The following is a 17,348-nucleotide window of genomic DNA, read 5'->3' on the forward strand; positions in this document are numbered from 1 at the left end:
CGGGGCTTGTCTTTCGGTATCTGACGGGTCATAGAATCTAACGGTCCGTCAGAAACCGCGGGAAGGGGCCGGACGTGGGGAACTTCTTGGCAGGCAAGGTGGTGGCCGTCACCGGCGCCGGGCGCGGCATCGGCAGGGCCGTCGCGCTCGCCGCGGCGGCCGAGGGAGCGAGGGTCGTCGTCAACGACTACGGCGTCTCGATGGAGGGCGGCGAACCGACCAGCGAGATAGCCGATGCCGTGGTCAAGGAGATCCAGGCCGCGGGCGGCGAGGCGGTCGCCGTCGCCGACGACATCTCCACGATGGCGGGCGGGCAGCGGATCGTCGACGTCGCGCTCGCGCGGTACGGGCGCATCGACGGTGTCGTGTGCGTGGCCGGGATCCTGCGCGAGCGGATGCTCTTCAACATGTCCGAGGAGGAGTGGGACCCGGTGGTCGCCACCCATCTGAAGGGCACCTTCACCGTCTTCAGGGCCGCGTCGGCGGTCATGCGGAAGCAGGGCACGGGCACGCTGATCGGGTTCACCAGCGGCAACCATCAGGGGTCCGTCGCGCAGGCCAACTACAGCGCGGCCAAGGGCGGGATCATCTCGCTGGTGCGCAGTGCGGCGCTGGGTCTGAACAAGTACGGGGTGACCGCCAACGCCGTTGCCCCTGTTGCCCGTACGCGGATGTCGGCGAACGTACCGATGGAGCTGAAGGAGATCGGGGAGCCGGAGGACGTGGCCGCGCTCGTCACCTATCTGCTGAGCGACCGGGCGCGGGAGGAGAAGATCACCGGGCAGGTCTATACGGTCGCGGGGCCGAAGATCGCGGTGTGGGCGCAGCCGCGCGAGCTGCGGGCCGGGTATGTGGAGGGCGGCTGGACGCCGGAGAAGATCGCCGACTTCCTGCCGGGGACGGTGGGCGTCGACCCGATGCCGATGCTGGCGCAGCTTGAGGCCATGGCGAAGGCGGCGGCGGCCAAGGACCGGCCCAACGCGGGGCCGGGCGCGGCGCCCGGTGCGCGGCCGGGCGCGTAGGCGGGCCGGGGGCGTGGACTTCGGGTTCGGCGTCGAGGACGAGGAGTTCCGGGCCGAGGCGCGGGCATGGCTCGCCGGGCGTCTCGTCGGCGACTTCGCCGGTGCGGTCGGGCGGGGCGGGCCGGGGAGTGAGCACGAGGGTGGGGCTGAACGGCGTGCCTGGGAACGGGAGTTGGGGCGCGGCGGTTGGATCGGGCTCGGGTGGGATTCGGACTCGGGCTCGGTCGCGTACGGGAATCGGCGGGCGACGCTGACCCAGCAGGTCGTCTGGGCCGAGGAGTACGCGCGCGTGCGGGCGCCCGGACGGTACGGGCACATCGGCGAGAACCTGCTCGCGCCGACGCTCCTCGCGCACGGCACGCAGGAGCAGCGGGACGAGTTCCTGCCGGGCATCGCGCGCGGGGAAGCCCTGTGGTGCCAGGGGTACAGCGAGCCCGGTGCGGGGTCCGATCTGGCGGGGGTGCGGACCAGCGCGGTGCTGGATGCCGGGTCGGGGTCGTATCGGGTGACCGGGCAGAAGATCTGGACCTCGCTCGCGCATGAGGCCGACTGGTGTTTTGTGCTGGCTCGGACCGAGGCCGGGTCTCGAGGGCACGCGGGGCTCTCGTTCCTGCTGGTGCCGATGGACCAGCCGGGGCGGATCGAGGTGCGGCCCATCCGGCAGTTGACCGGGACCAGCGAGTTCAACGAGGTGTTCTTCGACGGGGCGGTCGCCAGTGCCTCGCATGTTGTGGGCGGCGCCGGCAACGGGTGGCGCGTGGCCATGGGGCTGCTCGGGTTCGAGCGGGGCGTGTCGACACTGGTCCAACAGATCGGATTTGCGGAGGAGTTGGCAGGGGTCGTGCGGTGCGCTCTTGATTCGGGGGCCGCTGTGTCCGATCCCGTGCTGCGGGACCGGCTGGTGCGGCAGTGGGCCGAGCTGCGGGTCATGCGGTGGAACGCGCTGCGTACGTTGGGGAGTTCGAGCGGTGGAGTGGGGGCGCCGAGCGTGGCCAAGTTGCTGTGGGGCCGGTGGCATCAGCGGCTCGGGGAGCTGGCGATGGGGGTGCGGGGGGCTGCCGCGGCAGCGGGTCCTGCGGACTGGAGCGAGGAGTCCCCGTACGAACTCGACGCTCTGCAGCGGCTCTTCCTCTTCACGCGGGCCGACACGATCTACGGCGGCTCGGACGAGATTCAGCGGAACATCATCGCCGAGCGGGTGCTCGGTCTGCCGAGGGAGGCTCGATGAGGGGTGTCGTTTTCGACGGGCGCAAGGTCGACGTCGTCGATGACCTGGAGATACGTGATCCGGGGCCGGGGGAGGTGCTGGTCGCCGTCGCGGCGGCGGGGCTCTGCCACAGCGATCTGTCGGTGATCGACGGGACGATTCCGTTCCCGGTGCCTGTGGTGCTCGGGCACGAGGGCGCGGGAGTGGTGGAGGCCGTGGGCGCGGGGGTGACGCATGTCGCCGCCGGAGATCACGTCGCGCTCTCGACCATCGCGAGCTGTGGCGCCTGCGCCGAGTGCAACCGGGGGCGGCCGACCATGTGCCGCAAGGCGATCGGGATGCCTGACCGGCCGTTCTCGCGGGGCGGTGAGCCGCTGTACCAGTTCGCGGCGAACTCCGCGTTCGCGGAACGGACGCTCGTCAAGGCCGTGCAGGCGGTGAAGATCCCGGAGAGCATTCCGCTGACGTCCGCCGCGTTGATCGGGTGCGGGGTGGTGACCGGGGTCGGCGCCGCGCTGAACCGCGCGAAGGTGGACCGCGGGGACAGCGTGGTCGTCATCGGGACGGGCGGCATCGGGCTCAATGTGCTGCAGGGGGCGCGGATCGCGGGGGCCACGAAGATCGTCGCGGTGGACTCGAACCCGGGGAAGGAGGCGGTGGCCCGGCAGTTCGGGGCGACGCACTTCCTGGAGTCCGTGGAGGGGGTGAAGTCGATCCTGCCGAACGGTGCCGATCACGCCTTTGAGTGCGTGGGCCGGGTGGAGTTGATCCGGGCGGCCATTGATCTGCTGGACCGGCATGGGCAGGCGGTGCTGCTGGGCGTGCCGGCGGCCACGGCGGAGGCGTCCTTCACCGTCTCGTCCCTGTTCCTGGACAAGTCGATCCTGGGCTGCCGCTATGGCTCGGCGCGCCCGCAGCGGGACTTCGCGCTGTACGCGGAGCTGTACGGGGAGGGGCGGCTGCTGCTGGACGAGCTGGTGACGGCGACGTACCCCGTGGAGGACTTCGCGAAGGCGGCGGGGGATGCGGAGGCGGGGCGGGTGGCCAGGGGGGTCTTGACGTTCTGAGGGGGCTGGCCGGGGGCCTTGGGCTGGGTGGCCTTGGCGGGTTTGTGGCCGCTGGTCCTGTGGGGCCGTTCTGTCCCGCCGCTTCACGGCGGATTTTCCCCGCCCACCCACCCGATCACCCCGGGTAATTCAGGGGCGGCTCACCCCGGTGGGAGCCTAGCTTCGGGGGATGAGTTATCGCGATGTGGCGACCCGGCCCGTAGCCGCGTGGGGCGTCGTGGCCGTGGGGGCGAGGATGCCCGTGGCCATGGCGCCGCTCGCCCTGGTTTTCCTGGTGCGGGAGCGCCCCGGCGGCTACACCCTGGGGGCGGTGCTCGCGGCGGCGTACGTCGTGGGCGAGATCGCCGGTGCACCGCTGCTCGGGATGCGGATGCGGGCCGAGCGGGCCAGGCCCCAGCTCGCGGCGGGGCTGGCCGTCGGCGCCCTCGGCTTCGGGGCGCTGGGGGCGTTCCCCCACACCCACCCCGTGGTGCTCGGCGCGGCCGCCTTCCTGGCGGGCGCAGCCCCCGCCGCCGCCCCCGGCGGCCTGCGCGCCCTGCTCACCAGCCTCGTGCCCGAACACGCCGCCGCCCAGGCGCTGTCCGCCGAGTCGGTGCTCACGTTCAGCGTGTGGGCCGTCTCGCCCGCCGCCGTCACGGGCCTCGCGCTCGGCGTCGCGCCGCAGCTGCCGCTGGTGCTCGCCGCCGTACTCATGGCCTCCTCCGTGCCCGGCCTGTGGATGCTGCCGGCCGGCTGGCGGTCGGACGAGAACGACCGGGGCGGCGAGTCGATGGTCCGGATCATGATCCGGGCCTGGCCCGTGTATGTGACGGGTGCCGCCAGCCTCTCGCTCCTCGCCCTCGCCGAACTGGTGCTCCCCGCACTGCTTGAGCAGCGCGGCATCGAGGTCGGCTGGGCGGGCCCCCTGCTCGCCGGGCTCGCGATCGGGTCGGCCGTCGGCTCGGTGGTGTACGGGCTGCGCAGCTGGCCGGGGCGGCTGCGCACGCAGAGCATGGTGCTGATGTTCGCGGTCTCCGGAGTCGTCGCCGTCGTCGCGCTGATGCCGAGCACCGGACTGATCGCCGCGGGCCTCGCCGTCGCGGGACTGCTGCAGGCCGGCGCGATGCTGACCCGGAATCTGACCCTGCGCGAGGTCCTGCCGCCGAGCGCGCTCGCCGCCGGCTACTCGGTCATGTACGCGGCTGTAGGCGCCGGTTACGCGGCCAGCGGCTCCCTCGCGGGCGGCCTGCTCACGGTCGTCGCACCGTCGACCGCCATCCTCGCCGGGGTCGGCCTCACCCTCGTACTGACGGTGGTGGGCGTGCTCGGCGAGGTCAAGCCGGCACCGTCCGGCGGGGGCAAACCGTCACCGTCCGGCGACGCGGACGACGGTCCGGAACGTGCGCCGGTACGCGGTGGGGGTGACACCGAGAGCCGCCTGTAGGTGCTGCCGCATCGACTGGGGCGTTCCGAAGCCCGCCTCCCGGGCCACCTGGTCGACCGACAGATCGCTGGACTCCAGCAGGTGCCGCGCCCGCTCCACGCGTTGCTGGGTCAGCCACTGGCCGGGGCTGATGCCCACCTCCTCGCGGAAGCGGCGCGTGAAGGTGCGTACGGACATCGACTCCTGGTCGGCCATGTCGCGCAGCTGGATCGGTTCGTGCAGATGGCCGAGCACCCAGCCGCGGGCCGTGGTGGTGGTCGCCAACTGGGGCTCGGGGACGGGGCGTTGGATGTACTGTGCCTGGCCGCCGTCCCGGTGCGGCGGCACCACCGTGCGGCGCGCCACCTCGTTGGCCACCGCCGAGCCGTGGTCGCCGCGTACGACATGGAGGCAGAGGTCGAGACCCGCCGCCACGCCCGCCGAAGTGAGCACGTCGCCGTCGTCGATGAACAGGACGTCGGCGTCCACGGTGATCTTGGGGAAGAGCCGCTGGAAGTGCTCGGCCGACGACCAGTGCGTGGTGGCCCTGCGGCCGTCGAGGTAGCCCGCCGCCGCGAGGACGTAGCCGCCCGTGCAGATGGCGACCAGGCGGGTGCCGGGCCTGATGTGGGCGAGGGCGGCGGCGAGTTCGCCGGTCAGGCGGCCCTCTTCGTAGACGGGACCCAGTTCGTACGACGCCGGGACCACGACGGTGTCGGCGGTGGCGAGGGCCTCGGGGCCGTTCTCGACGAGGATGGCGAAGTCCGCGTCGGTGCGGACCGGGCCCGGCGGGCGGATCGAGGCGGTGATCACCTCGTACAGGCGCTCGCCCTCGCTGTCTCTCGTACGCCCGAAGATCCGTTGCGGAATGCCCAGTTCGAAGGGGATCACGCCGTCCAGGGCCAGGACGACGACGCGGTGCCGGGGCGTGCCACTGGTGGAGCCGGTCGCTGGGGCCATGGCCCGATTCTAGCGAAGGCTGTCCCTCGGGCCACTCGATCGTGATCGACGGCGGCCCGATGCTGATGGGCGTGACACAGACAGACCTGAACGAGACGACCGGGCCGACCTCGAAGGCTCCGCGGCCCCGCCGCATCCACCGCGCGTGGTTCGTCGCCGCCGTCACCTTCGTGACGATCATCGGCGCCGCGGCCTTCCGGTCGCTGCCGGGGCTGCTCATCGACCCGCTGCACCAGGAGTTCCAGTGGTCGCGCGGCACGATCGGGCTCGCCGTCTCCATCAATCTCGCGCTGTACGGGCTCACCGCGCCGTTCGCCGCCGCGCTGATGGACCGGTTCGGCATCCGCAAGGTCGTCGCCGTCGCACTCGTCGTGATCGCGCTCGGGTCCGGCCTGACTTTCTGGATGGACTCCGCCTGGCAGCTGCTGCTGTGCTGGGGGCTGCTCGTGGGCCTCGGGTCCGGTTCGATGGCGCTGGCCTTCGCCGCGACCGTCACCAACCGGTGGTTCACCACGCGCAAGGGCCTGGTCACCGGCATCCTCACGGCCGCGTCCGCCTCCGGCCAGCTGATCTTCCTGCCGCTGCTCTCCTGGATCGTCGACCGGCACGACTGGCGTCCTGCCGCGGTGACGGTGTCGCTCGCCGCCCTCGCGGTGGTCCCCTTCGTCTGGCTGCTCCTTCGTGACCACCCGGCCGACGTGGGCCTGAAGCCCTATGGCTCCGAGGAGTTCGTGGAGAAGCCGCCACCGGTCACGGGCGCCGCGCGGCGCGCGGTCACGGTGCTCTTCGAGGCGGCACGCACCGGCCCGTTCTGGCTGCTTGCCGGTTCCTTCGCGATCTGCGGCGCCTCGACGAACGGCCTGATCCAGACGCACTTCGTGCCCGCCGCGCACGACCACGGCATGCCGGTCACGGCCGCCGCGTCGCTGCTCGCCGTCATCGGTGTCTTCGACGTGATCGGGACGATCGCCTCCGGCTGGTTCACCGACCGGTTCGACGCGCGGCGCCTGCTGGCCGTGTACTACGCGCTGCGCGGCGTCTCGTTGCTCTTCCTGCCGCTGCTGCTGGTCTCGCCGTCCGTGCAGCCCCCGATGATCTTCTTCATCGTCTTCTACGGCCTCGACTGGGTGGCGACGGTGCCGCCGACCCTGGCGCTCTGCCGCGAGCAGTACGGCGACGACAGCGCGATCGTCTTCGGGTGGGTGCTCGCATCGCACCAGTTGGGCGCCGCGGTGGTGGCCTTCGCGGGCGGTGTCGCGCGGGACACCTTCGGGTCGTACAACGTGGTCTGGTACGCATCGGGCGCGCTGTGCGCGGCGGCCGCGCTGATGGCGCTGGTGATCCGGCGGCGGGGCGAGGGCGCGGGGGTGCGGCCCGCTCTCACATAGGTCTCACGGAGGGGGTGGCGATCCGTCCTGCTCTCACGGGGCGATCCGGCCCGCTCTCACGTAGCGAAGCGGCCGAACCTGCCCCGGTGGAAGAGCAGCGGATCCGCCTCGTCCTCGTCGGCGGCCCCGAGCGCCTCCACCTTGCCGACCACGATCAGGTGGTCGCCGCCGGTGTGCACGGCCTGGATGGTGCAGTCGATCCAGGCCGGTGCGCCGGTCAGCCGGGGCGAGCCGGTGACCGGCGCCGCCTCGTGCTCCACTCCCGCGAACTTGTCGGCGCCGCTGACCGCGAAGCCGCGGCACAACTCGCCCTGGTCGGCGCCCAGGACGTTCACGCAGAAGACGCCCGCGCGGGCGATGCGGGGCCACGTCGTCGACGTACGCGCGACCATGAACGAGACGAGCGGCGGGGCGAGGGAGAGCGAGGAGAAGGACTGGCAGGCGAATCCGGCCGGGCCCGGTTCGCCTTCCGATGCCGGTGCCGTGACAACGGTCACGCCGGTGGCGAAGTTCCCCAGCACGCGCCGGAATTCGCCCGGATCGAGCGGAGCCCGCTCGTCGTCGCCGACGGCCCGCAGCTGCGGGCGCGGCAGGGCCTCGACCGGCCCGGTGGTGGTCGATGCCCCGACCGACCTGAGGTATCGGACGGCGGTGGCCGCCATCCCAGCGTGTCCCATCACATCAGCCATTGAAGCTGACGGGCCGTCAGATGGGAAGGGTGCGGAGGGCACTGCCTGAGCGCCGTCGGGGGCGGCGTATCTTCACCCCCATGACGTGGGGGAACGTGCGGGACGCCTGGGACAACGAGCATGTGACGGCCGCCGCCGCGGCGGGCGCCGCGCAGCTTCCGGTGGCCGCTGTGGTCGCCTTCGTGCTGTCCCTGGACGACGACTCCTACGGGACGGCGGGCTACGGCGGGGCCTTCGGTCTCGTCTGCGTCGCCCTCCTCCTGCCGCTGCTCCTCCCGGTCCTCGGCCTGGTGCACGCGTGCGTGCAGACCGTTCCGGGCCTCGCGCTGGGGCGTGCGGTTGCCCGCAGGGTGCGGCGCGGCCCGGAGTGGGCCTGGACCCTGGCCGGCCAGCTGGTGCCGGGCGCGGGGTGGGGGATCCTCTTCGCCGCCTTCGGCGGCCCGTTCGCCGGGGTCACGCTGTGGGCGGCGGCGAGCGGTGTGCTGCCCGCGCTGGCCGTCGCATACTGGGAAGGGCGTCCGGGGCGCGGGCTCGCACGGGCGCCGCGGCGCAGGATCTGGTTCCGGTCGGGCCTGGCCTCGGTGGGACTGTGCGTGGCGCTCGTGGGGGCGTCCTTCGTGGCCACCGTCACGGGCGTCATCAGGGAGTACGAGCCGCCGCAGCTCGGCGTCGAGCAGGTCGCCGGGGTGTGGCGCCACGAGGACGGCGGCAAGGCGGTCCTGCGGCTGCGGGCGGACGGGAGGGTGGACCTCGCCCCGAATCCGTACGAGGACGCCACTACAGGCGACACGGTCGACTGCGAGACCACCGGCACCTGGACGATCGACGTCGACGTGGACGCCCGGCGGCCCGTGGTCGCCATCGAGACGGACGGCTGCGACGGCAGGGAGACCTGGACGATCGGCGGGACGGAGGACGACCCGGAGCTGTTCGTGGTGCTCGGCGATGTGGACGCGCCCGAGGTCGAGATCCTGGTCAAGGACTGACTGTTCGAGGTTCGAGGAATGACTGGTCAAGGGGCTGGGGGGGAGAGAGTTACACCGCTTCGAGGATCCAGCGCTGTGTGGCCCGCCCGTTCCATTCGACCAGCAGGATTTCTGGCCCGTCGTCGCCGCCCGAGAGGTCGAAGACATCCCCTGAGCGCGGACTGCGGACGCGGACGGTGCCCTCGTCGACGTACTCGATGATCCACGCCGTCGGAGTGGCGCGGGAGCCGAGCCGCGGCGGGATGCGCCGGGAGGCGCGCTCTCCTACGTAGACGTCGCCGACCTTGCTCTTGATCGTGTACGCGTTGTCGTCGCCCGCCTCGGTCGGGTCGTCGTCGTGGAAGGCGGTGACCTCCCACTGCTGGCCGGCCAGCTTGCTGGCGATGGCGCCGACGATCGGCACGTTCGGGCCGAGGTTGGCGTCGGCGAGCTCCATGTAGAGACCGCTGGCGTCGTTCCTGACGAGATAGACGCCGTCGGGCGGGCTTCCGGCCATGTGCCCTCCTAGGTCGGGTCTTCTGCCCTCAACATAGGAGGCTGCGCGCGGGCGTCAACGCCCCTCGTACGACGGGGTGCGCCGTTCGACGAAACTGGCCACGCCCTCGTTGGCGTCCGCCGTCGTCATGTTGATCTCCTGCGCGGCGGCCTCCGCGGCGAAGGCGGTCGCGCGGTCGGATTCGAGGGCGGCGTTGACCAGCTGCTTGGTCATGGCGATGGCTCGGGTCGGCCCTGTGGCGAGGCGTTCGGCCCAGGCGCGGGCCGTCTTCTCCAGCTCGTCCGCCGGTACGACACGATTGACGAGGCCGAGCCGTTCGGCGTCCGCGGCGGGCAGCGCGTCCCCAAAGAACATCAGCTCCTTCGCCCGCTGCGGCCCCACGAGCCGAGGCAGCAGATAGGCGCCGCCGCCGTCCGGCACGAGCCCGCGCCGCACGAACACCTCGATGAACCTGGCCGGTTCGGCGGCGATGACCAGGTCGCAGGCGAACGCGAGATGCGCGCCGATCCCGGCCGCGGTGCCGTTGACCGCGGCGATCACCGGCTTCTCGCAGTCGAGGACGGCCGCGATGAGCCGCTGGGCGCCGAGCCTGATGGTGCGGGCCACATCTCCGGGAACCCGCTCGCCACCGCTCGGCGCACCCCGCAGATCGGCCCCGGCGCAGAAACCCTTGCCGGTGGCGGTGAGCACGACGGCGCGGACGGCGGGGTCGGCGGAGGCGTCGGCGAGCAGCGAGATGACGCGTTCGCGCTGGTCCCAGGTGACGGCGTTCATGGCTTCGGGCCGGTTGAGGGTGATCCACGAGACGCCGTTGTCAGTGGCGTGGAGTACCAATGAGTCGAGGGAGATTTCGGGGGAGGAAGTCATGGGGAAGCGGTTCCGTTCGTTGATGGGGCGCTGCGGGGTATTCGGATGGGTGGGCGGGAAGAATTCGCCGCGAAGCGGCGCTTCGAAAGCGCCCCACTCACCGGCAGACGGCCAAGGCGTCAAGAGCGACGGCCCCCTGCCCCCGGGGCAGAACCATCAGCGGATTGATGTCCAACTCGGCAATCTCATCGCCCAGTTCAAGCGCCATCCGCTGAACCCGCAGCACGACTTCGACGAGCGCGTCGACGTCAGCGGGCGGCGCCCCTCGAACCCCGTCCAGCAAGGCCCGCCCCCGCAACTCGGAAAGCATCGCGGAGGCTTGGGCCTCCCCAAAGGGCGGGACCCGCACGGCCACGTCCCGCAGGACTTCGACAAGGACCCCGCCAAGACCCACCGTCACGGTCGGCCCGAACAGCTCGTCCTGGGTGACGCCGACCACCATCTCGACGCCCCGCTCCACCATCTGGCAGACCAGTACGCCGTCAAGGGCGATCCCCTCGTAGCGCGCGATGTCGGTCAGCTCCCGATAGGCGTCCCGCACCTGGCTGGCCGAGGTCAGCCCGACCTTCACCAGGCCGAGTTCGCTTTTGTGGGCGAGCCGCGCGCCAGAGGCTTTCATCACGACCGGGTAGCCGACGAGCCCCGCCGCCCGCACGGCCGCCGCCGCGCTGGTCACCAACTGCTCACGCGGTACGCGAATCCCGTACGCGCGCAGCAGCTGCTTCGCCGCGTGCTCGCTCAGCTGCTGGCCCGGCCGCATCAGGGCCTGGGCCTTGCGGAAGGACGGCGACGCGGTGCGGGGCGCGTCGGCGAAGGGGGAGCGGTAGCCGGCCGTGAAGCGGTGGTGGTCGAGATAGGCGCGCACCGCCGTGATGCAGTTGGCGAAGGTGCGGAAGGTGGCGACGCGCGAGGAGCCGAGGAGCGTCGTGCGGTAGGCCTCCTCGGTGCCGACGGGCGAGCCCCACACCACGCACACCAGCTTGTCCGTCTGTTCCGCCGCGTCCACCAGGTCCTGGGCGAGCTTGTCGCTCATGGGCGGAAAGGGGCCGGTGATGGGGCAGATGAGCACCCCCACCTCCGGGTCGTCCAGGATCGCGTCGATGATCTTCCGGCCGCGCCAGTCGCCGACCGGATGCCCGCCGTTGTCGACGGGGTTGGCGACGTTCAGATAGTCCGGTATCCACTGGTGCAGCTCCGTCTGCTTGGCGCCGGAGAGGGTGGGGAGCCGCAGCCCCGCCTCGGTCGCCAGGTCAGAGAAGTGCGCGCCCGTGCCGCCCGAGATCGAATAGACGACGACGCCGTCGGCCTGCGGTGCCCGCGCGCGGGCCAACAGGGCGGAGGTGTCCTGGAGTTCGTCGAGTCCGTCCACGCGGATCACGCCGTACTGCCGCATCGCCGCGTCGACGACCGCGTCGGCGCCGGTGAGCTTGCCGGTGTGTGAGGCGGCCATCCTGGCGCCGGTCTCGGTGCGGCCGACCTTGACGGCGACGACGGGTACGCCGTGCCGGGCCGCCCGGTCGGCGGCGAGCAGGAAGGAGCGGCCGTCCTTGAGGCCTTCGACGTAACAGGCGATGGCCCCGACCTCGGGCTGTTCGGCGAAGTAGGAGATGAAGTCGGCGGTCTCCAGGTCGGCTTCGTTGCCGGTGGGTGCCCAGTGGGAGAGGCGTATGCCGATCTCCTGCAGGGTGAAGACGGGCCGGCCCTGGTGGCCGGACTGGGTGATCAGGGCGATCGCGGGGCCGTCCAGATCGTCGCGGAACCGCTCGAAGGCGTTGAGGTTGGTGTTCGGCCCGAGCAGCCGAAGGCCCGAGCGTTCGACGGCGGCGGCGAGGCGGGCCTGGGCGGCCGCGCCCTCCTCGCCGGTCTCGGCGAACCCGGAGGCGAAGGCGACGGCGAACTTGACCTTGGACTCGGCGAGTTCCTCGATCACGGGCAGCGGATCGCTGACGAGGAGTACGGCCAGATCGACCTGTTCCGGCAGGTCCGCGACGGAAGGGAAGCAGCGTATGCCGAAGACGGACTGACGGGTGGGGTGCACCGGATGCAGCCGGGCGCCGCCGCGCTCGGCCCAGGCGATGAGCTGGCGCGTGATGCCGGTGTTGGGCCGTCCTTCGGCGTCCGACGCGCCGATGACGGCGACGGACTCGGGGCGGAAGAACTTGTCGAGGTCCGGTACTTCGGCGTGCAGTGGGCGTCCGCTGACGTCCAGGTCGTCCGCCGTGGCGGCCTGGCCGTGGACGCTGGGTGCCGGGGCTTCGCCGCAGGCCACAACACGCGCGCGGCGGGGGTCGGTGGTGAAGGTGCCGTAAGTCGATCCAAGCATCGGTCCGCCCGCTCCTGTGTGACAGCAACTCAACTGACGCTCAGTCAGATTACTGAACTGACGCTGCGTCAGGAACAGTGCTGCATGCAAAGTATGGGGCGTCCCTTGAGCTGTACCCGTTGACCCGGGGGCGCTACCCCCTGCCGGGGGCTGGGCGTCGGGAGGGGGGTTGTATCGGCCACCGGGGGTGCCATACCCCGGTGGCCGGGGGGCGTTGGCCCACTGCGGGGCCGTTGGGGGCGGGTGTTTGTCGACTGTGCGCCGTCGTGGGCGGGGTGTGTGTCGACTCCTGCGCCGTCGTGGCTGGTCGCGCAGTTCCCCGCGCCCCTTCGGGGCCCGGACCCCGGCTTCGGTTGTATTGCTCAGGTGGCTGCGCCCCGCGTCCCGCGCCCCGCGTCCCGCGCCCCTTTGGGGCGCCCCGAAGGGGCGCTCCTTCGGGGCTCGGCCGCGCTTCGGCTACCTGCGCCTCGCGCCCTGTGTCCTCGCCACCGCCTTCGCGATCTTCTCGGCGTCCAGGGCCAGTTCGCGCAGCATTCCGCTGATCGGGTTCGTGAAGCCGGTGAAGTAGAGGCCCGGTGCCGTCCGTGGCGTCCGTGACCCCTGGACGACCGGTGCACCCCGCTCGTCGAGTACGCCGAGGTCGCCGACGAGCGGCTCGAGGCCGCGCCGGTAGCCCGTCGCCGCGATGACGACCTCGGGGCCGATACGGGTGCCGTCCGCGAGGGCGATCTTGCCGTCCTCGAAGGACTCGACGGCCGCGACCGGTTCGACCCGCCCCTTGCGCACGGCGTCGATCAGACCCACGTCCTGTACGGGGATCGCCCCCTCGGCGACCCGCGAGTACAGGCCCGTGTCCGGGCGCGGCAGCCCCTGCTCGGCCAGGTCGGGAACGCTCACCTTGGCGAGCGGGCGCGCGATGCGGTCCACCAGGGACACCGGGAGCCTGCGGCACAGGATTCCGGAGAGCTGCGCGGGCCAGCCGGCCGTGGAGCGGCGCACGATGTGCGGCGCGGTGCGCACCGCGAGCCGTACGCGGGACGCGCCGCCGTCGGCGAGGTCGACGGCGATCTCGGCGCCGGTGTTGCCGACGCCGACGACCAGGACGTCCTTGCCTTCGTAGGGGCCGGCGTTGCGGTAGGCGCTCGCGTGCAGGAGTTCACCCGCGTACGCGTCGCGGCCGGGCCAGTCGGGCAGGTGGGGCGTGTGGTTGTAGCCGGTGGCGACCACCACCGCGCTGCCGGTCAGCTGCCGGCCGCCGGTGGCGTGCAGCAGCCAGCCGTTGCCGTCGGGGGCCGGTTCGAGGCGGGAGACCTCGACGCCGGTGACGGTCTCCAGCTGGTGGAACTCGGCGTATTTCTCCAGGTAGCGGAGCACATTGTCACGTGACACCCAGCGTCCGAAGGTGCGCGGTATCGGGAGCCCCGGCAGCGCGGAGAGGCGTCGTGTCGTGTGCAGGCGGAGGCGGTCGTAGTGCCCGCGCCAGGAGGCGCCGACGCGGTCGGACCGCTCGAGCACGACCGCGCGTACGCCGCGTGCGCGCAAGGCGGCAGCCACCGAGAGCCCGCCGGGTCCGCCGCCGATGACGTACACGGGACGGTCTTGCTGTGGCGCTTGTGGGGGAGTGGTGTCGGCCATGGACCTGAGCGTAATCACGTGGTCACTTGATGGGGGACGGTCAAGCCCCAAACCGGTTGCGAATTGATCACACGTGTACGCGGTGTGCGGTATGTCCGCGCCTCGGTCGACTCCCTTCCCGCGTACGCCTCTTGCGCGGTCGCCGCCCATGCGCTGAACTGACGTACCGTCAGAAACGCGTACCCGAAAGCACCCGAAAGCCGAGTAAGCGGGAGAGGCCACGGCATGGACACGATCTGGCTCACCGGCGCCGAATGGCTCGCCGTGCTCCGCATAGGCCTCGGCCTGTGGTGGCTGGAGAGCTGGCGGCACAAGGACAAGAAGGGCTGGTTCGAGCGCGGCACGGGCATCGCCTGGGCGGCCGACGTGGCCGCCAAGCACAAGTGGAACGCGGTCCGCAGCGGCTTCGACACGGTGATCGCGCCGCGCCCCAAGACCATGGCGTACGTCGTCGTCTACGCCGAACTCGCCCTGGGTCTCGGCCTGATCGCCGGCTTCCTCAGCCCGATCGCCCTGATCGGCGGTCTGCTGCTCAACCTCCTCTATCTCCTCCTCATGATCCACGACTGGGCCGAGCAGGGGCAGAACGCGATGATGGCGCTGATCTCGCTCGTCGCCCTCTTCGCCATGTCCTGGCAGTCGTGGTCGCTCGACAACGCGATGGGACTGTTCCTGTGAGCACCGCTCCCGCGGGCACCGGCCCGCGCTTCGACCTCCCCGAGCCCGACGCCTTCACCCGCCCCTACTGGGACGCGGCAGCCGAAGGCCGGCTCCTGATCCGCCGCTGCGGCGGGTGCGGCACGGCGCATCACTATCCGCGCGAGTTCTGCCCCCGCTGCTGGAGCGAGGACGTCACCTGGGAGCGGGCGAGCGGCCGGGCGACGCTCTACACCTGGTCGGTCGTCCACCGGAACGACCTGCCGCCCTTCGGCGGCCGCGTCCCGTACATCGCCGCCGTCGTCGACCTCGCCGAGGGCCCGCGCATGATGACGGAGATCGTCGACTGCGGGGAGGACGAGCTGCGCATCGGGATGGGGCTTGAGGTGGCCTTCCGGGAGGCAGGGGGGTTTGCGGTGGCGGTGTTCAGGGGGGTGGGGGTCGGCGGGGGGCCTCGGTTGTAGGACGGGGCCGCGCCGGTATGTCCGTACTATCCATCTCGGTCCGAGCGTCTTGCTGCTGCGGCTGGGGAGTGCTGCGTACCGTGCTCCGTGCGGACATACCGACACGTCCCCTCGCGTCTCGTCGCGCGCTGTGGGTGCGTGGGGGTCGGGCCGCCGCTGTGTGGCGACGGGTGCTCGCGGACCAGAAATCGTTTCCGTACATCACCCGGTGCGATGGATCATCGTCCATGGCCTCATCTTCCGAACCCCGCTGGCAGCTGACCTCCGACCTCGATGAATTCCGGTCCCGCGCACGGGACTTCCTGCACTCCGCTCCCGCCCTGCACACCGCGCTGCTCAGCGTCACCGAGACGCTGCGTACGCGGGGCCTTAATGCGTACGGGGATGGGGCGCCCCTCTTCGGAGTCCTCGCCGACGGTGATGGCGCCGACAGTGACGGCGCCGTGACCGGTGCCTTCGTGTGGACACCGCCGCACGGCCTCGCCCTGAGCCCGCTCACCGACGCCTCCGCCGCCGACGAGCTCGCCGCGGTGCTCGCCGACGCGGGGCGTCAACTGCCGGGCGTCGGCGGCGAGGAGACCACCGCGGCCGCGTTCGCCGACGCCTGGCAGCGGCGCACCGGGGCCGTCGCCACCGTCGCCTACCGGCAGCGGCTGTACCGCCTGGGCACGCTCACCCCACCCGAGCCGTCACCGCAGGGCGGCGCGCGCGTCGCCACCGCCGCGGACCGGGAGCTCCTGGCGCGCTGGCACACGGAGTTCGAGGAGTCCGTCGGCGGGCACGCGGGGATGGAGGCGGGCGCATGGGCCGACACCCGCATCGCCTACGGAGGCGCCACCCTGTGGGAAACCCCCGACGGCACGCCCGTCGCCATGGCGGGCAACACCCGCCAGGTCGCGGGCCAGGTCCGGGTCGCGCCCGTCTACACCCCCGCCGACCTGCGCGGCCGCGGCTACGCGGGAGCCGCCACCGTCGCGGTGAGCCGGGCCGCGCTGGACGCCGGGGCGGACGAGGTGCTGCTCTTCACGGACCTCGAAAACCCCACGAGCAACGGGCTGTACCAGCGGATCGGCTATCGGCCGGTGCGGGACTTCACGTTGTACGACTTCACGGCGTAGGTGGGCCGAGAGCCGCTCCGACTTCACGGCGTGGGTGGGGCGGAGGCGGGTCCGGCCGCACGGCGTGGGTGGGCTGGGGGCGGGTCCGGGCGCACGGCGTAGGTAGACCGGGAGCTGGTCCGGCCGCACGGCGTGGGCGCCTGACACGCTCGGGTCTCATGGCGTGGGCGTCTGGCGCTGAGGCCTCATGGCGTAGGTAGACCGGGAGCAGGTCCGGCCCACACGGCGTAGGCGCCTGACGCTCGGGTCTCACGGTGTGGGTGTCTGACGCTCGGGTCTCATGGCGTAGATGCCTGGCGCTGCGGCCTCATCGCATAGGCGCCTGGCGCTCCTGCCTCAGGGCCACAGCAGCTCCCGGGCCCAACTCCCGTCCGCCGCACGCCGGTAGCGCAGTCGCACATGCCGGCGTCGTGCGTCGCCCTGGAAGAACTCGACCTCCTCTGGGGCGAGCACATACAGCGTCCAGCTCGGTGCCGGTGCGTCCGGTTCCGCCTGTGCCCGTTGCCAGGCGGTCTCGCTCGCGGCGACCAGATCCTCGTACGACGGCAGTGCTTCGCTCTGCCTGCCGACCAGCGCCGACGCCAGCGCCCCCGGCGAGCGTCGCGCGAGGTCGGCACGGCTCTCGGCGGGGCCCGCGGCCGTGACCCTGCCGCGCACCCGGACCTGGCGCCCCTGCGCGGGCCAGTAGAAGCCGAGCGCCGCATCGGGGCGCGCCGCGAGCTGGCGGCCCTTGGCGCTGCCCGCGTGCGAGCCGAAGTGCCAGCCGGCCGCGTCCGCGTCGTGCAGCATGATCGTCCGTACGTCGGGACGTCCCGTCTCGTCCGCCGTGGCGAGGCTCATCGTGTGCGGCTCCACCTGCCCCGCCTGCGCGACCTCCACGAACCACTGCCAGAAGAGGGGGAGCGGTTCGGCGGGGACCGCCGCAGGGTCGAGGGCGGGCAGTTCGGTGTCCCACACCTTCAGGGTGCGGAGCAGGGCGCGGCCCTGGGACTCGGGGTCGGTGGCGGATGTCGGGGCAGCGGTCGTCGCCTCAGGGATCTCGGTCATGCCGTGAATCTAGTCAACCC

The 17,348-nt window shown here is 72.0% G+C and carries 16 protein-coding genes; 9 read left to right on the top strand and 7 right to left on the bottom strand.

Annotation, left to right across the window (positions count from 1 at the left end; translation table 11 throughout):
- Positions 1-74: 74 nt before the first annotated feature.
- The 4 genes from OG453_RS06475 to OG453_RS06490 all read left to right on the top strand — a co-directional run bounded on the left by OG453_RS06475 (position 75) and on the right by OG453_RS06490 (position 4,719).
- The gene (locus OG453_RS06475) at positions 75-1,022 is read left to right on the top strand and encodes an SDR family oxidoreductase (protein ID WP_266865375.1); all 948 of its coding nucleotides are present in this window, start codon (positions 75-77) and stop codon (positions 1,020-1,022) included.
- A 13-nt stretch (positions 1,023-1,035) separates the two neighbouring features.
- Positions 1,036-2,250: an acyl-CoA dehydrogenase family protein gene (locus tag OG453_RS06480; protein ID WP_266865377.1), complete on the top strand. Its 1,215-nt coding sequence runs from the start codon at positions 1,036-1,038 to the stop codon at positions 2,248-2,250.
- Positions 2,247-3,296 carry a Zn-dependent alcohol dehydrogenase gene (locus tag OG453_RS06485; RefSeq protein ID WP_266865379.1) on the top strand — a complete coding sequence of 350 codons (1,050 nt, stop codon included), beginning with the start codon at positions 2,247-2,249 and terminating at the stop codon, positions 3,294-3,296. Before OG453_RS06480 ends, OG453_RS06485 begins: the two co-directional genes overlap by 4 nt.
- Positions 3,297-3,465: 169 nt before the next feature.
- Positions 3,466-4,719: an MFS transporter gene (locus tag OG453_RS06490; RefSeq protein WP_266865381.1), complete on the top strand. Its 1,254-nt coding sequence runs from the start codon at positions 3,466-3,468 to the stop codon at positions 4,717-4,719.
- On the opposite strand, the gene OG453_RS06495 is transcribed toward OG453_RS06490, so the two are convergent.
- A complete protein-coding gene (locus tag OG453_RS06495; RefSeq protein ID WP_266865383.1) occupies positions 4,642-5,658 on the bottom strand; it encodes a GlxA family transcriptional regulator in 1,017 nt (338 codons plus the stop codon). The two genes, OG453_RS06490 and OG453_RS06495, sit on opposite strands and share 78 nt — an antisense overlap.
- Positions 5,659-5,729: 71 nt before the next feature.
- Here OG453_RS06495 and OG453_RS06500 point away from each other — a divergent pair, with 71 nt between their 5' ends.
- Entirely contained in the window at positions 5,730-7,046 is a 1,317-nt protein-coding gene (locus OG453_RS06500; protein ID WP_266865385.1) for an MFS transporter, read from the top strand.
- 56 nt (positions 7,047-7,102) lie between these two features.
- On the opposite strand, the gene OG453_RS06505 is transcribed toward OG453_RS06500, so the two are convergent.
- Positions 7,103-7,735, bottom strand: a complete 633-nt coding sequence (locus OG453_RS06505) for a flavin reductase family protein (RefSeq protein ID WP_266865387.1) — start codon at positions 7,733-7,735, stop codon at positions 7,103-7,105.
- An 80-nt stretch (positions 7,736-7,815) separates the two neighbouring features.
- On the opposite strand from OG453_RS06505, the gene OG453_RS06510 reads away from it, so the two are divergent.
- Positions 7,816-8,721, top strand: a complete 906-nt coding sequence (locus OG453_RS06510; protein ID WP_266865389.1) for a hypothetical protein — start codon at positions 7,816-7,818, stop codon at positions 8,719-8,721.
- Positions 8,722-8,770: 49 nt separating this feature from the next.
- Here the strand turns inward: OG453_RS06510 and OG453_RS06515 are convergent, their stop codons facing one another.
- The 4 genes from OG453_RS06515 to OG453_RS06530 form a co-directional block, all read right to left on the bottom strand.
- Positions 8,771-9,217: an RICIN domain-containing protein gene (locus OG453_RS06515; protein ID WP_266865391.1), complete on the bottom strand. Its 447-nt coding sequence runs from the start codon at positions 9,215-9,217 to the stop codon at positions 8,771-8,773.
- 54 nt (positions 9,218-9,271) lie between these two features.
- Positions 9,272-10,084: an enoyl-CoA hydratase/isomerase family protein gene (locus OG453_RS06520; protein ID WP_266865393.1), complete on the bottom strand. Its 813-nt coding sequence runs from the start codon at positions 10,082-10,084 to the stop codon at positions 9,272-9,274.
- A 97-nt stretch (positions 10,085-10,181) separates the two neighbouring features.
- On the bottom strand, positions 10,182-12,407 hold the full coding sequence (locus OG453_RS06525) for an acetate--CoA ligase family protein (RefSeq protein ID WP_266865395.1): 2,226 nt from the start codon (positions 12,405-12,407) through the stop codon (positions 10,182-10,184).
- 456 nt (positions 12,408-12,863) lie between these two features.
- On the bottom strand, positions 12,864-14,042 hold the full coding sequence (locus OG453_RS06530; RefSeq protein ID WP_266865397.1) for an NAD(P)/FAD-dependent oxidoreductase: 1,179 nt from the start codon (positions 14,040-14,042) through the stop codon (positions 12,864-12,866).
- Positions 14,043-14,267: 225 nt separating this feature from the next.
- Here OG453_RS06530 and OG453_RS06535 point away from each other — a divergent pair, with 225 nt between their 5' ends.
- From OG453_RS06535 to OG453_RS06545, 3 genes are all read left to right on the top strand, one after another.
- Positions 14,268-14,720: a DoxX family protein gene (locus OG453_RS06535; RefSeq protein WP_266865399.1), complete on the top strand. Its 453-nt coding sequence runs from the start codon at positions 14,268-14,270 to the stop codon at positions 14,718-14,720.
- On the top strand, positions 14,717-15,163 hold the full coding sequence (locus OG453_RS06540) for a Zn-ribbon domain-containing OB-fold protein (RefSeq protein WP_266865401.1): 447 nt from the start codon (positions 14,717-14,719) through the stop codon (positions 15,161-15,163). The genes OG453_RS06535 and OG453_RS06540 overlap by 4 nt, the downstream gene beginning before the upstream one ends.
- A 227-nt stretch (positions 15,164-15,390) precedes the next feature.
- Positions 15,391-16,281, top strand: coding sequence for a GNAT family N-acetyltransferase (locus tag OG453_RS06545; RefSeq protein WP_266865403.1), 891 nt, complete (start codon positions 15,391-15,393; stop codon positions 16,279-16,281).
- Positions 16,282-16,617: 336 nt separating this feature from the next.
- On the opposite strand, the gene OG453_RS06550 is transcribed toward OG453_RS06545, so the two are convergent.
- On the bottom strand, positions 16,618-17,328 hold the full coding sequence (locus tag OG453_RS06550; RefSeq protein WP_266865405.1) for a pyridoxal 5'-phosphate synthase: 711 nt from the start codon (positions 17,326-17,328) through the stop codon (positions 16,618-16,620).
- Positions 17,329-17,348: the final 20 nt, after the last annotated feature.

Origin of the sequence: Streptomyces sp. NBC_01381, from assembly GCF_026340305.1 — a bacterium.
Taxonomy (GTDB): Bacteria; Actinomycetota; Actinomycetes; order Streptomycetales; family Streptomycetaceae; genus Streptomyces.

Excerpts from the sequence above, each read along its gene's own strand:
- OG453_RS06485 (WP_266865379.1), top strand. The coding sequence starts at position 2,247 with ATGAGGGGTGTCGTTTTCGACGGGCGCAAGGTCGACGTCGTCGATGAC.
- OG453_RS06490 (WP_266865381.1), top strand. The coding sequence starts at position 3,466 with ATGAGTTATCGCGATGTGGCGACCCGGCCCGTAGCCGCGTGGGGCGTC.
- OG453_RS06495 (WP_266865383.1), bottom strand. The coding sequence starts at position 5,658 with ATGGCCCCAGCGACCGGCTCCACCAGTGGCACGCCCCGGCACCGCGTC.
- OG453_RS06505 (WP_266865387.1), bottom strand. The coding sequence starts at position 7,735 with ATGGCTGATGTGATGGGACACGCTGGGATGGCGGCCACCGCCGTCCGA.
- OG453_RS06510 (WP_266865389.1), top strand. The coding sequence starts at position 7,816 with ATGACGTGGGGGAACGTGCGGGACGCCTGGGACAACGAGCATGTGACG.
- OG453_RS06515 (WP_266865391.1), bottom strand. The coding sequence starts at position 9,217 with ATGGCCGGAAGCCCGCCCGACGGCGTCTATCTCGTCAGGAACGACGCC.
- OG453_RS06520 (WP_266865393.1), bottom strand. The coding sequence starts at position 10,084 with ATGACTTCCTCCCCCGAAATCTCCCTCGACTCATTGGTACTCCACGCC.
- OG453_RS06525 (WP_266865395.1), bottom strand. The coding sequence starts at position 12,407 with ATGCTTGGATCGACTTACGGCACCTTCACCACCGACCCCCGCCGCGCG.
- OG453_RS06530 (WP_266865397.1), bottom strand. The coding sequence starts at position 14,042 with ATGGCCGACACCACTCCCCCACAAGCGCCACAGCAAGACCGTCCCGTG.
- OG453_RS06535 (WP_266865399.1), top strand. The coding sequence starts at position 14,268 with ATGGACACGATCTGGCTCACCGGCGCCGAATGGCTCGCCGTGCTCCGC.
- OG453_RS06545 (WP_266865403.1), top strand. The coding sequence starts at position 15,391 with ATGGCCTCATCTTCCGAACCCCGCTGGCAGCTGACCTCCGACCTCGAT.
- OG453_RS06550 (WP_266865405.1), bottom strand. The coding sequence starts at position 17,328 with ATGACCGAGATCCCTGAGGCGACGACCGCTGCCCCGACATCCGCCACC.